General features: G+C 61.2%; 6 protein-coding genes. All 6 read right to left on the bottom strand.

The window, feature by feature from the left end; genetic code table 11:
- Positions 1 to 59: 59 nt before the first annotated feature.
- The gene (locus QD172_RS13765; protein WP_279856137.1) at positions 60 to 1,397 is read right to left on the bottom strand and encodes an aminotransferase class I/II-fold pyridoxal phosphate-dependent enzyme; all 1,338 of its coding nucleotides are present in this window, start codon (positions 1,395 to 1,397) and stop codon (positions 60 to 62) included.
- Positions 1,398 to 1,696: 299 nt separating this feature from the next.
- Entirely contained in the window at positions 1,697 to 2,044 is a 348-nt protein-coding gene (locus QD172_RS13760) for a hypothetical protein (protein ID WP_191237306.1), read from the bottom strand.
- A gap of 153 nt (positions 2,045 to 2,197) precedes the next feature.
- Positions 2,198 to 3,385, bottom strand: coding sequence for an HlyD family efflux transporter periplasmic adaptor subunit (locus QD172_RS13755; RefSeq protein WP_279856018.1), 1,188 nt, complete (start codon positions 3,383 to 3,385; stop codon positions 2,198 to 2,200).
- Positions 3,382 to 5,643, bottom strand: coding sequence for a type I secretion system permease/ATPase (locus QD172_RS13750; RefSeq protein ID WP_279856017.1), 2,262 nt, complete (start codon positions 5,641 to 5,643; stop codon positions 3,382 to 3,384). The genes QD172_RS13755 and QD172_RS13750 overlap by 4 nt, the downstream gene beginning before the upstream one ends.
- Positions 5,640 to 6,887, bottom strand: a complete 1,248-nt coding sequence (locus tag QD172_RS13745; RefSeq protein ID WP_279856016.1) for a TolC family protein — start codon at positions 6,885 to 6,887, stop codon at positions 5,640 to 5,642. The genes QD172_RS13750 and QD172_RS13745 overlap by 4 nt, the downstream gene beginning before the upstream one ends.
- A gap of 282 nt (positions 6,888 to 7,169) precedes the next feature.
- Positions 7,170 to 14,660, bottom strand: a complete 7,491-nt coding sequence (locus tag QD172_RS13740; protein ID WP_279856015.1) for an Ig-like domain-containing protein — start codon at positions 14,658 to 14,660, stop codon at positions 7,170 to 7,172.
- Positions 14,661 to 14,730: the final 70 nt, after the last annotated feature.

Here is a 14,730-nt window from a genome sequence, read left to right as displayed (position 1 = left end):
CGTTCTGGGGTGTGAACTGGCAGAACTGATCCGATCCGTCACGTGTGGACTGACGACCCTCAGAGCCCTGCCTTGATGTCGCTCAGCTGCTGGATGAGGGTCTCGAGGACGGCGTCCACCTGGGTTTCGGTGTGCTCGCAGGAGAGGAAGAAGCGCAGACGGGCGCTCTTCTCCGGCACGGCGGGGTGCAGGATGGGCTGGACGTTGAAGCCGGCCTCGAACAGCTGGTTGGAGAGGCGCGCGGCCACCAGGGAGCTGCCGAGGATGACAGGCACCACCGCGACGCCCAGGCTGTCCCCGACATCCAGCCCCAGCGCACGGGCGCGCGTGAGGAAGTAGCCGGAGACGGCATGCAGGCGAGCGATGCGCTGTCTGGCATCGTCGCCCTGGAGCAGTTCGAGGATCTTCAGCGACGGGGCGGCGACCTGTGCCGGCATGCCCACCGAGTAGAGGAAGCCCGGCGCGAAGTAGCGCAGCATGCTGACCAGTTCCTTGCAGCCGGCGATGTAGCCACCGCAGCCGGACAGCGTCTTGCTCATCGTGCCCATCCAGATATCGACGTCACGCGCAGCGATGTCGAAGTGCTCCCTCAGGCCGAGCCCACGCTCCCCGAGCACGCCGAAGGAGTGGGCTTCATCGACCATCAGCCAGCAGCGGTACTGTTGCTTGAGGGCGATCAGGCGCGGCAGGTCCGGCACGTCGCCGTCCATGCTGTAGAGGCCTTCGGTGACGATCAGCACGCGCTCGAACTTGCCGCGCTGACTGCTGAGCAGGGCTTCCAGCGCGTCCGGGTCGTTGTGCGCGAAGGGCATGCGACGAGCGCCGGAGAGCTGGGCGCCGACCAGCGAGCTGTTGTGGATCCACTCGTCATGCAGGATGAGGTCCTTCGGGCCGAGCAGATAGCCCAGCGTGGACACGTTGGTGGCATGACCGCTGACGAACACCACCGCATCCTCGACCTCGTAGGTGCGCGCCACCGCCGCTTCCAGCTCGCGATGGATCGGACGCTCACCGGAGACGGCGCGTGAGGCCGACACCGAGGTACCGTAATGGGCCGCCGCCTCGGCCGCGGCCTTGATCACCTCGGGATGACGGGAATAGTCGAGGTAGTTGTAGCTGGCGAAGTTGACCAGCTCGCGCCCATCGATGCGCGTGGTGGCGCCAGCGCAGCCTTCATGCACGCGGAAGAAGGGCTCCGGCACGCCGAAGGCGGCACCGGCCTGCTGCATCATGCTCAGCTGCTGATAACCGGGCTGGCGATCGAAACGCACGAAGTCATCGCTGATCACCAGCGGTGTTGGCTTGCTGGCAAACATATCGTCGCCTGCGTCGTCCGCCACGCGAGCGGTGGTCTGGGTACGACGGGCACGCGCCTTGTCCAGCAGCTGTTGTTTCATGTCGCGGGGAGAGAGGCCGGAGGAGTGACGTGTTGCCAAAGAGGAAGTCCTTGAAGTTGAAGCGGTCTTTCCCTTGATGATGATGGGGTGTCGGCAAGAGGGCAAGCCTTTGCGCGCGTGGAAACGAATCTCGATGGGACTTGCTGAGGACCCGCCACATGCGGTTGCGCGCGAGCGGTCGGCGAGTCACCCGTCAGGGCCGCTCAAGCGCCACCTTCAATAATGCCGATTATGCGAGGTAATTCGCCATATCAAGGGGTTGGCCAACTGGCAGTGTGCAGGGCAGGCGGCTGAGAGGATCAGGCGGTGGGGCCCAGGAAATCGTCGGGCAAGGGCGTGCGCGGAAGATGGTCTCTGGCCTTGAGCAGGATATGCGTATTGAGCTCGTCGCCTTGAATGCCCGGGTGCTGGCGAATGTGATCATCAATCAGCTGAATGACAAATTCCGCGTAACGCACGCACGTGAGCTCTATCGTGGAGACGGTGCGCCCCATGTGCTGGGCGATCACCAGATACGTGGCGCTTCGCGTTTTGGCCAGTAGCAGGGTGAAGCCTTCAGCACTCGTCATGATCGCCAGGGGGGAGTGATCCTTGAGATCTTGGTGGGCATTGACAGACAGGATGGTCATTTCGTCCATGATGGTCATTCTCATGTCATGACGGCCAACGAGCATTGGCGATCGTAAGTCGAAGATTCACCGGACGCTCCGGGTTGTCCGGTGAATGCTTCGTGCATGATATCTCAGGTAAGGATAAGGCTCATCCTGTTGAGATGAGTTATTTAGCACTTTCGCAAGATGTCAGCGCAGCTCCAGACGTGTGAAGGGCCTCAGAAGATACGAGAGCACGCTGCGCTCGCCGGTCTCGATGTCCACCGTGGCGACCATGCCCGGCTTGATCGGCAGCGTCTGGCCATTGTGCTCAAGCGCCGCGGTCTCGCTGCTGACCAGCACGCGATAGTAGCTTTCCTCACCCCGCGGCGTTTCCTCTTCCAGGGTGTCAGAGCTGATGCGCTCCACCTTGCCTTCCAGCGTGCCGTAGACCGCATAGTCGTAGGCGCTGATGCGAATCGTGGCCGGCATGCCCGGGGCGATGAAGGCCACATCCTGCGGGCGGATGCGCGTCTCGAACACCAGGGTGTCCTCCAGCGGGGTGATCTGCATGATCTCCTCGCCGGGCGGGATGACGCCGCCACGCGTGGTGATGGCGATGTTGTTGACCACGCCACGCACCGGCGAGAGCAGCCGGGTGCGATCCAGCTGATCACGCCGCTGCACGGTGGTCTCTTCCAGTGTCGCCAGTTCGGACTTCTTGTCGGCAAGCTCGGCGTAGGCATCCTGCAGATAGGTATTGCGGATCTCGGCCTGACGGCCCTTGAGTTCGGCGATCTCGCGATCCAGCTTGAGCATCTCCATCTCGCCCACGGCACGTCGCTTGACCAGCGGGCGGATCACCGCGAGCTGACGCTGGGCCGCAGTGATCTCCTTGCTGACCGCATTCAAGGCGCTGTCACGCTTCTTGCGCCGCGCCGTGAACAGCTCACGCTCGGTGGCCGTCAGCGCCTCGTTGTCACGCACCTCCTCCGGAAACTCGATGTTGGCCTTGTCCAGTACCTCGGCTTCCAGACGTCCGATGGTCGCCCTCAGCGCCTGGGCCTGGCTCAGCGACTCCATGTAGGCCGAGCGGAAGCGGGTTTCATCGATGGCGGCCAGCAGCTGACCGGCCTCGACGATTTCCCCCTCCCGAACCATGATCTCGTCGAGAATGCCGCCCTCCAGGCTCTGGATGGTCTGCTGGCGCGAGGAGGGGACTACCTTGGCTTCACCGCGGGCCACTTCGTTGACTTCGGCCCAGCTGGACCACGCCACGAAGAGCGCTATCACCAGCAGGCTGGCCCACAGCAGCGGACGTGACCAGTGGCTTTCCAGTCTCTGGTCCGGGGCGCCCAGCTCACGTTTGATGAGTTCGGGGTCAAAACGCTGGCTCATGAGGCCTCCTGGCGCTGGCGAGATGAGGAGGTGGCCGGTGTCTTGCCGGCGGATTGTCTGGCCATGATCTGATCCAGCGGGCCATCCATGACGCGCTTGCCATGGCGCAGTACCAGCGCGCGCTCGACCCAGCTGAGCAGCGACTTGCGGTGGGTGGCGAGTATCAGGGTGCGGCCGGCAAGCCACGGGCCAAGTGTCTTGATGACGTGCTGCTCGGTGGCCTGATCCAGCGAGGCCGTGGGTTCATCCAGCAGCACCACGACCGGGTCCTGCAGGATCAGGCGGGCAAGACCGAGGCTCTGACGTTGGCCGCCGGACAGGCTGTGGCGATCATGCAGCATCATGTCCAGCCCTAGCGGATGACGACGCACGAAGTCGCCCAGACCGGTCATCTCGAGGACCTCCAGCAGACGCATGTCGCTGACATCCCGTCCGTCGATGCACAGATTGTCGCGCAGGGTGCCGCTGAACAGACTGATGTCCTGTGGCAGGTAGCCGATGGCGCGCTGGCGGTCGGCAGGGTCGATCTGACTCAGGGCGAGGTGATCGAGGGTCAGTTCACCGCTGGTAGGCGTGAAATAGCCGGCCAGCAGTCGCAGCAGGGTGCTCTTGCCGGCGCCATTGCCCCCCAGCAGCGCGATGTGTTCACCGGGCGCGATGCTCAGGCGATCCAGTGCCAGAGCCTCCGGCGCTTCCTCGTCATAGCGCCAATGCAGATTTTCGGCATGATAGTGACCGCGAGCCTGGGCGAGCCGCGCGAAGCGGCGATCACCGGGTCGCTCGATATCGGTCTCCATCAGCGCATCCAGGCCTTCCTTGGCCACCTTGACGTGCTGCCAGCGACTCAGCAGCGCGCTGATCTGCAGGGTCGGGCCGATGGCGCGCGACGACAGGATCGAGCAGGCGATCAGGGCGCCGACGCTCAACTCGCCGGCCATGATCAGATAGACACCGGCAATGATGACGCCGACGTAGGCCACCTGCTGCATGCCGGTGCCCCAGCTGGTCAGCCAGGCGACGGCATGGCGGAAGGTGACGCCACGGTGGGTCTGCTCGGAGGTCAGGCGCTGCCATTGACGACTGGCATGACCTTCGGCGCGACAGGCCTTGAGGTTCTCGAGGTTGTCGAGGGTCTCGAGCAATACGCCATTCTTGACCGCGGATTCGCGCATGCCCTCACGGGACAGGCGTGACAGCCAGGGTTGCGCCAGCAGCACGGGAATCAGCATCAACACGATGGCGGCCACCGGTACCCAGACCACCGGACCGCCCAGCAGGGCGATCAGGCCCAGGAACAGCAGGGCGAAGGGCAGATCACCACAGGCGCCGAGGGTCGAGGCGGTGAAGAATTCGCGGATCGCATCGAAGTCTCGAATCTGGCTGGTCATCGCGCCGGTGGAGCGCGGCTTCGAGGCCAGGCGCATCTGCACGGCGTGGCGGAAGATGTGATCGTTGAGCTCGAGATCGATCTTCTTGCCCGAGTTCTCGATCAATTGCGCCCGCAGTGCGCGCAACAGCGCTTCCAGCGCGATGGCGAGAATCACGCCGATACCCAGCGCCCACAGCGTATCGACGGCACCGGTCGGCACCACACGGTCATAGACCTGCATCGCGAACAGGGCCGTGGCCACGGCCAGCAGTGCAGCGAGCGACGAGGACAGTGCGACTTCGGCGAAGACTCGCCAATGGGACTTGAGGCGTGATGTCAGCCAATGACCCTGGCGGGTCTGGCTGTAACCTTCTGCGCGATCCAGCGAGATCTCGCCATGTGCGAACAGCGCGATGCCGGCGTATGTGGCGTTCAGCTCGGCCTGTGGCTGCCAGTACTCTCCCCCGGACAGCGGGTCGAGCAACTGATAGGCGGGGCCGCTGGGGGCTGCTTCCGTATCATCGTCTGCCGGGGTGTCGCTCGTGTCGGCACTCGAGTCGGTGCTCGACGTTTCAGGCCACTGATGCGACGCCTCATGGGCCAGCAGGACGCGGCTGCTGCCGTCTTCCAGCAGCACGACGCAGGGCATCAGGCTGGCAGGAATCTCGTCGAGGGGAGCCTGACTCAGACGTGCGGCAATGCCCTGGCGTGACAGGGCCTGCTCCAGATCCTGTGGCGCGAGCTGCCCCTTGGTCAGTGGCATGCCATGGCGCAGGCGTTCGAGGTCGATGCCGTGGCCCTGCAGGCGCAGCAACTGGCGAACGCTCTCCAGCAGCGGGTCGGGTCGGGAGGCCACCGGGGTATCGGCGGCAGACTGTACGGAGCTCATTGGCTGACTCCCTGGCTGACAGGCTGATGGGAATGAGACAGGTGAGTACTCGTCATCTCAGTTGTCGCGGCAGTGGTGGATGGCGCGCGAAGGGGGGAGGTGACCAGTGGCAGAGCGCCCAGCTGGGTCGCGAGGTCATATTGGTCGGTGAGCAGCTGGGTGTTGAGCTCGATCATCTGACGACGCGCCGCGAAGATCTCGCTTTCGATGGTCAGCAGATCCTCGATATTGCGTGAGCCGGTGATGAACTGGTCCCGATAGCTGCTGCGCAGACGCTCCCCGCTGCGTGCCTGCTGATCCAGCGCCTTGATGCGTGCTTCGACCGCTGGCTGACTGGCAGACAGTCGCTGGATCTGGCGGCGCAGCTCACGGGCCGTGGAGGCGGTCTCGAACTGGGCGGCGGTCAGGCGTGCGCGATCCGCTTCGGGCTGACGGAGGGGTGTCAGGCCCTGAAAGACCGGTGCCTCGATGCGCAGGCCGATACTGGAGTCGCTGACCATGTCATCGTTCGACTCATAACGTGAGCTGGTCGCCTCCAGTCGCAATTCCGGCCAGCGCTCGGCCTCGCTCAGGCTCAAGGCGTGGCGCGCGGCATTCTGCTGGCTGACATGACTGCGATAGGCCGGCGCGTTGGTGATGGCGGCATCGGTAGTGGCAGGGTCGCGGGCCAGGTCCGCCACGATCGGCAGTGGCTTCGGGGCGCTCAAGGTCACGCCCTGGAAGGGGCGTCCACTGAGAATCTCGAGTTCCTGTCGGGCGGTATCAGCATCGCCCTGAAGGCGTGCCAGCCATTCACGCGCACTGGCAAGGTCGACGGCGGCTCGGTCCAGCTCGACCCGGTCACCATAGCCCGAGAAGGTGCGATCATTGGCCAGCGTCTCGAGGCTTTCGAGCTTCTCGATGTAATCACGTACGCGGCGCATCATGGCGCGGTTGGCCCCGAGATCGATATAGGCGGTGATCGCCTCCTGGGCGATCTCCATGCGGGTCTGATCCAGGGTGTCACGCTCGACATCACGCTCGGCCTGGCGTTGTTCGACCTCGGCTTCCACCTGACCCCAGTCATAGAGCATCTGGCTCAGGGTGATGCGATACCCGCCTTCCGTGAAGTTGTCCTCGGTGCCGACGCTGCTTTCCAGACGTGGCCAGTAGCCATCCTCGGCAATCTCGATCTCCGTCCCTGCGGCACGCACATTGGCCCGGGCGGCCTCGATGCGAGGGTCATGCCTGAGCACATCGCTCAAAACTTCGGCGAGATCGCGACTCGTTTGGGCAGTGGCCGGTAGTGATAGCGTCAAACCGATCAGAGCGGCAGGAGCCAACCTCGGGGAATGAGGAGGTTGGCGCAGTCGCTTCCACTCACACAAGAGTGGAAAGCGGAATAATGGGGACATCATGCCTCCTGGTCCCGTTGACTTGTTGCTGTCATCCCGTCGTCCTGACGTGATGAATTATGTTCAACGTCTTGTGTACAGACATACAAAACAGCCACCCGTTATCGGGTGGCTGTTTTGTTCTTTTCCTGCTTAGGCGTTGTTGGTGGTGACCGCTACATCCTGATCGATGTATAGGGTCGCGGAGCCTAGTGAGTAGGTGTCATAGGTGGCACCATTGATCACTTCCTGCCCCGTCATTTCCGCCCCATCTGCTTGGACGGAATCATTGCTGTCACCTTCGATACGCAAGGTGTCATTGTCATCGGTAAGGTTCAGCACGACATCAGTATCCAGTGTCAGGGTCGAACCCGTTTCACTGCTGTCACTGATATCCAGCACTTCGATATTCAGCATCTCACTGGTACCCGTATTCGTGGCCAGCAGGCTACTCAGGTCGATACTTTCACCGGTACCGTCGAACTGCACCGTATCCTCGCCAAGGCCACCATCGATGGAGAAATCAAGCGTGGAGGTCACGATGGTGTCGTCGCCCAGCCCGCCATCAAAGGTATTGTCGCCAGCTTCGCCGAATAGCAAGTCATTGCCCGCGCCACCGGTCAGGGTATCGTTACCCTCGCCCCCGCGGAGGAGATCATTGCCAGAGCCGCCGGTCAGAGTGTCATCTCCCTCCAGGCCGTAGAGGCTGACATTGATATTCGCTGCGCTGGCATCCAGAACATCAGCGCCAGTCTCATCGATGAAGACGGAGCTTCCTTCTCCACTATCCAGGACATTCGCGTCCAGAAGCGAACTAAGTGACAGGGATGTGGTGGCACCATCATCATCCGTGGCGCTGACTGTCAGATAGTCAAGGAGGCTCAGGCTGAGAAGATCGCTTTGGTTGAAGTCGAGTGTGCTCAACAGCTCATTGATCTGCAGGTTGTCGATCGTCTCACCTTCAACTGCTGAAATGGTGACAGATGCCGAAGGTGCCAGAAGTCCCAGCAATCCCGCACTGCTGGTGGTCTCCACCGATAGACCGAATTCCTCTGCAAGTGCAGTGTTCACTGTCAACTCCGGCGCACCAAGCAGACTGCTGAGGTCCACATTCAGCAAGGGGGAGAAGGCAATGGTGACACTTTGCAGATTGCCATCGGCGTCAGCCACGAAGAGGGCATTCTGTGAGAGGTCAACAAGGCCAAGCGCATCGAGGCCGACCAAGCCTAGAAGTTGTTGGCTTGCCCCGACGATGGTCGGAGCTGAATTGGAATCGTCCGTAATCGATGGCGCATCACCAGAGAATTCCAGCTTGCCTTGAACGGAATCGCCATCACCGTCCGTGAAGGTCAGGTCAACTTCGCGAGTGATGTCCTCCAGAACCGTGGTAGAGGTCGCTTCATCAACCAGCAGCTTACCTTCCGAGATCAAGCGCGCGATCAAGTCGTCACTATCTTCACTCCCTTGTAAGAGAGACGTTCCTTCAAAGATGATGACCTGGTCAGCCAAATCATTGTCGGTTGCTTCACCCTCGAACTGACCGGTCGTGCTGATGGACAGCACCGTGTCGCCCCCTTGCTGAGCAAAACTCAGGTAGCGGGACAGGTTGCTTATTTCGGCCGTCACATAGCCCTCGCCTTGCAGCAGAGTCCGCAGGTCAATGATATCCCCCGGAGAGGCAGCAGTGAGTCCGCTGGGGTCAAAGTCAGTGATGATGTCTGTAGCCGGAGCGCCAGCCGTCCCCGCATGACCTTCCTCCCAGCGGAAGATATCGATGCCGGCTCCCCCGGTCATGGTGTCGTTGCCGGTGCCACCGATCATCAGATCGCTGCCGGCGCCACCATTCATTGAGTCGTTGTCAGCTCCCCCGCGCAGAATGTCGGCTTGATTACTACCCGTGATGGTGTCATCGCCATCGTACCCATACAGACGAGTGCTGGTATCAGCCGGTGCTACCAGAGTGGATAGGTCAGCACTGTCGGTACCTGTCAATACATTGGCACCTGAACCACCAGAAGTCAGGAGTGACAGATCCAGTAGCTCAGTTGTACTAGTATCGACAGTGCCTTCACTATCCGTGGCGGACAATGTCACGGTCGGTATCACATTCAGCCCTAGCACGGAGTTCGGCAGGAATACGGTTGCCAAAAGCTCATTGACTGCTTGAGCATCCATGGTACTGCCTGCCTCAATCGGTGTGATAGTAAGAGTGGCAGAACTAGCAAGTCCCAAGAAGCCTGGTTCAAAGGTTGGCGTGATTTGGAGCCCCAGTTCGGTGGCAAGTTCATCATTGTAAGCCCACTCAAAACCAGTAAGGCTTAGTAGTACGGAGTACTCAAGAGAAACTGATGTCAGGTCGTTATCGGGGTCTGAGACCGTGAAGACCTGTTGCTCGGAAATATCGATCAAGCCAAGCGCATCAAGGTTGATGATACCCAGCAGTCCGCCGGACTGATTGATAGCGGGGGTTGGCAAAGTGTTGCCATCACCAACAATGGCGAGCTCACCGTCATAATCATAGGTATAGGCACCCGTCACCAGGTCTAGGGTAAAGGTTTCCCCCAGCAGAGTTGTCAGGGTCATCCCACCATTTGTGACCGAAGCGGGCGTCGAAAGATCGAGAAGCTCTGATGCGCCGGAAGTGGTGACATTGAAGTCTTGAGTCAGGGCATCTTGCTCGATGGAGAATGTCACTCCATCGAAAGTGATGCTGCTGATATAGCCACCATCGGCCCCAAAACCAGCCGATCCAAGCAAGTTGTCTCCAACAGCGCCGCCAGCGGCAGTGACTTCATGATGGAGGAAGGACTTCGATAGCTCCGGAGTGTCGTCGATAACTTTGACGCTGATACTGCTGTCAATCACTTCTTCGCCATCGGTCAATACCACACCAACGGAGAAGTTCAGGCTATCGGCTCCCTGAAGAGTGTGGTCCAGCTCGGAGAATAGCTCTGTTGTGTAACTACCCCTATCATCGATGCTGATCTGCAAGACAGTATCGGCGATATCACCAGCATTGTTCACGGCCTGGAGCGTCTTGCCATCCTCGCTCAAGATCCAGTCAAGCTCGACACCGTCTTGAATCAGGGTTGTATCAGTCGGTACTTCGAGAGCAAAGGAGGCGGTATCTGACACATTCGTATAGGTCAGCTGGCCCGTGGAGACAGTGTCGTCAACCGCAGCATCATTGTCAGAGGCAGGGAGTGCAGCGAAGCTTGCAAAGCTGAAGGCCATCAAGGCTGGCGTGGCTGCAGGGGCGCTAGCGCCGAGCGCATCCTCCGTAACAGCGGTGCTGCCCGTGCTGAGTGTTGCAACGGTGTCCTTGGTGGTGGTGTCAATGAAGTCGGTGCTGTTGCCGGCTGCATCAGTGACATTCATGGTCACGGTCAGCTCCCCTTCGGCCAGACCGGAAAGGTCTTGCCCAGAGGTGCTGAGGATGCCATCCGTGATCGTGATATCCGCCACATCGACGGTAATGGAGCGACTCTCGCTATCGGTGATGGTAATCACGACATCGTTGCTATCGATGCCATTTTCCACTGCCCCTGTCAGTTGAACGCTGGTGATCTCATCAAGACTCAGCGTTTCGTCTCCACCATCCACAAAATCGATGGAGTTATCCGCTGCTGACGGCGCGGTCGCATCGATCACGATATCCTGCGAGGTCGCTGGACCTGTGTTGCCGGCGGCATCCTGCACACGGAACTGTACAGTCGCGGACTCGGTGAGGCCGCTGTCGTAGCTGACCGCAATGCCGGTCACGCTGGCTTCGGGGATATCGATCCAGGTGGTGCCATCGGCGCTGTACTGCAGGGTCTCGCCTTGGGCCAGCGGCGCATCCAGTGTGGCAGAGATCGTCAGGCCATCATCGTCACTGGTGATGAAGTCACCCGCGGTACCGGTGTCTTCACTGATGGCATCGATGGTGACGGTGGTGGTCGGCGCAGCGGTGTCTTTGACGCTATCCGCTGTGAAGCTGTTGTCGTTGCCGGCGTCGTCAGTGACCGTCAGAGTGGCGGTCAGCTCGCCCTCGGCGAGGCCAGACAGATTCTGGCCAGCGACAGTCAGAGTGGTGCCCACGACGGTGATATCGGCGGGGTCGACGGTGACGGAGCCACCTTCGCCGTCGGTGATGACCAGCTGAACGTTGCTGCTGTCCAGGCCGTCTTCGATGGAGCCAGTCAGCGTCACGTTGCCGATCTCGTCGGCATTCAGGAAGCCATCGCCACCATCGTCGAAGGCGATGCTGTTGTCATCGGCGCTCGGTGAGGTCGCATCGATCACGACATCCTGCGAGGTCGCTGGACCTGTGTTGCCGGCGGCATCCTGCACACGGAACTGTACGGTCGCGGACTCGGTGAGGCCGCTGTCGTAGCTGACCGCAATGCCGGTCACGCTGGCTTCGGGGATATCGATCCAGGTGGTGCCATCGGCGCTGTACTGCAGGGTCTCGCCCTCGGCCAGCGGCGCATCCAGTGTGGCAGAGATCGTCAGGCCATCATCGTCACTGGTGATGAAGTCGCCCGCGATACCGGTGTCCTCACTGATGCCAGTGATGCTGATGGTGGTGGTCGGCGCAGCGGTGTCTTTGACGCTATCCGCTGTGAAGCTGTTGTCGTTGCCGGCGTCGTCAGTGACCGTCAGAGTGGCGGTCAGCTCGCCCTCGGCGAGGCCAGACAGATTCTGGCCAGCGACAGTCAGAGTGGTGCCCACGACGGTGATATCGGCGGGGTCGACGGTGACGGAGCCACCTTCGCCGTCGGTGATGACCAGCTGAACGTTGCTGCTGTCCAGGCCGTCTTCGATGGAGCCAGTCAGCGTCACGTTGCCGATCTCGTCGGCATTCAGGAAGCCATCGCCACCATCGTCGAAGGCGATGCTGTTGTCATCGGCGCTCGGTGAGGTCGCATCGATCACGACATCCTGCGAGGTCGCTGGACCTGTGTTGCCGGCGGCATCCTGCACACGGAGCTGCACGGTGGCGGACTCGGTGAGGCCGCTGTCGTAGCTGACCGCAGTGCCGGTCACGCTGGCTTCGGGGATATCGATCCAGGTGGTGCCATCGGTGCTGTACTGCAGGGTCTCATCTGCGGCCAGCGGCGCAGTCAGGGAGGCCGTGATGGTCAGGCCATCATCGTCACTGGTGATGAAGTCGCCCGCGATACCGGTGTCCTCACTGATGCCAGTGATGCTGATGGTGGTGGTCGGCGCAGCGGTGTCTTTGACGCTATCCGCTGTGAAGCTGTTGTCGTTGCCGGCGTCGTCAGTGACCGTCAGAGTGGCGGTCAGCTCGCCCTCGGCGAGGCCAGACAGATTCTGGCCAGCGACAGTCAGAGTGGTGCCCACGACGGTGATATCGGCGGGGTCGACGGTGACGGAGCCACCTTCGCCGTCGGTGATGACCAGCTGAACGTTGCTGCTGTCCAGGCCGTCTTCGATGGAGCCAGTCAGCGTCACGTTGCCGATCTCGTCGGCATTCAGGAAGCCATCGCCACCATCGTCGAAGGCGATGCTGTTGTCATCGGCGCTCGGTGAGGTCGCATCGATCACGACATCCTGCGAGGCCGCCGGGCCAGTGTTGCCGGCAGTATCCTGCACACGGAGCTGCACGGTGGCGGACTCGGTGAGGCCGCTGTCGTAGCTGACCGCAGTGCCGGTCACGCTGCCCTCGGGGATATCGATCCAGGTGGTGCCATCGCTGCTGTACTGCAGGGTCTCGCCCTCGGCCAGCGGCGCATCCAGCGTGGCGGTGATCGTCAGGCCATCATTGTCGCTGGTGATGAAGTCGCCCGCGGTGCCGGTGTCTTCACTGATGGCGTCGATGGTGACGGTGGTGGTCGGTGCGAGGACATCGACTTCAACATTCAAAGCCACGATATCGCTCGTATTTCCCGCCAGGTCGCTCTGGCGGACTTGAACGGAATCATCATTGTAGATGCCTTGATCCAGATCGAACGTCGCGCCTATGCCGATTTCCCAAGTATTGCCACCATCGATTGAGTACTCCCATGTGGCGGCGTCTTCAAGACCATCGACGGTAACCTCTCCGATGCTCGTGATGTTGTCGCCATCAATATTGGTATCAGTGGTCAGGCTGATGGTGGGAGTTACTGGAGGAGTGGTGTCAACCGTAAGGCCTTCCAAATCTCCTGTCTCACTGGTGTTTCCGGCGACATCACTTTGGCGAGCCTGAACGTCGCCGGTGGTGTAAACAGCTTCGTCAAGGATAAAGCTGTTTCCAGTGCCTTCTTGCCAATCTACCCCACCGTTGACGCTGTATTCCCAGGTAGCGCCGTCTTCCAGGCCAGACACCAGGACCTCACCCTCGTTGGTGACACGATCTCCATCTACGTTCGAGTCGTTGACGAGCTCAAGAGAGGGAGCGTCTGGAGTAGTCGCATCGACATCCACGGCAATCGTGTTGGACTCGGCCGAGCTGTTGCCGGCATCATCCGTGATCACTGCAGTGGCGGTGTAATTGCCATCGGCAATGGCGTCGGTGACCTCGACGGCAATGCTGCCAGCGGTGAGGTCATCGGCATTGACCGTGGCTTCGCCAGTAATGGTGCCGCCGTTACCATCATCCAGGGTTACGGTGACGGTATCGCCGGCCTGGGTGTCGTCGGTCAGCGTGACGCTGGTCTGCAGGCCATCTGCCAGCTCATCAGCATTCACGCCATCAGCGGCTTCCGCGATGGTAAGGACTGGCGCATCAGTGCCGGTCTCGCCGCCCGGGGAAGTGGTATCAACCACGACCGCGATCGGATCTGAGGCAGCCGAGCTGTTGCCGGCATCATCCGTGATCACTGCAGTGGCGGTGTAATTGCCATCGGCAATGGCATCGGTGACCTCGACGACAATGCTGCCAGCGGTGAGGTCATCGGCAGTGACCGTGGCTTCGCCGGTAATAGTGCCGCCGTTACCATCATCCAGGGTTACGGTGACGGTATCGCCGGCCTGGGTGTCGTCGGTCAGCGTGACGCTGGTCTGCAGGCCATCTGCCAGCTCATCAGCATTCACGCCATCAGCGGCTTCCGCGATGGTGAGCGTCGGCGCATCAGTGCCGGTCTCGCCGCCCGGGGAAGTGGTATCAACCACGACCGCGATCGGATCTGAGGCAGCCGAGCTGTTGCCGGCATCATCCGTGATCACTGCAGTGGCGGTGTAGCTGCCATCTGCAATGGCGTCGGTGACCTCGACGGCAATGCTGCCAGCGGTGAGGTCATCGGCAGTGACCGTGGCTTCGCCGGTAATGGTGCCGCCGTTACCATCATCCAGGGTTACGGTGACGGTATCGCCGGCCTGGGTGTCGTCGGTCAGCGTGACGCTGGTCTGCAGGCCATCTGCCAGCTCATCAGCATTCACGCCATCAGCGGCTTCCGCAATGGTGAGGGCCGGTGCATCGGTGCCGGTCTCGCCGCCCGGGGAAGTGGTGTCTTTTGTTGTGGCATCCGTGAACTCGGCCGCATTACCGGCCTCATCAGTGACGGTCAGCGTCGCGGTGAGTTCGCCCTCGGAGAGGTCAGACAGATTCTGGCCAGCGACAGTCAGAGTAGTGCCATCGACAGTGATATCGGCGGGGTCGACGGTGACGGAGCCACCTTCGCCGTCGGTGATCACCAGCTGAACGTTGCCGCTGTCCAAGCCGTCTTCGATGGAGCCGGTCAGGGTGACGTTGCCGATTTCATCGGCATTCAGGAAGCCATCGCCACCA

Source organism: Cobetia sp. 10Alg 146, assembly GCF_029846385.1.
GTDB lineage: Bacteria > Pseudomonadota > Gammaproteobacteria > Pseudomonadales > Halomonadaceae > Cobetia > Cobetia marina.
The sequence above is the reverse complement of the archived record's forward strand: the minus strand, read 5'-3'. Positions and strand labels throughout refer to the sequence as shown.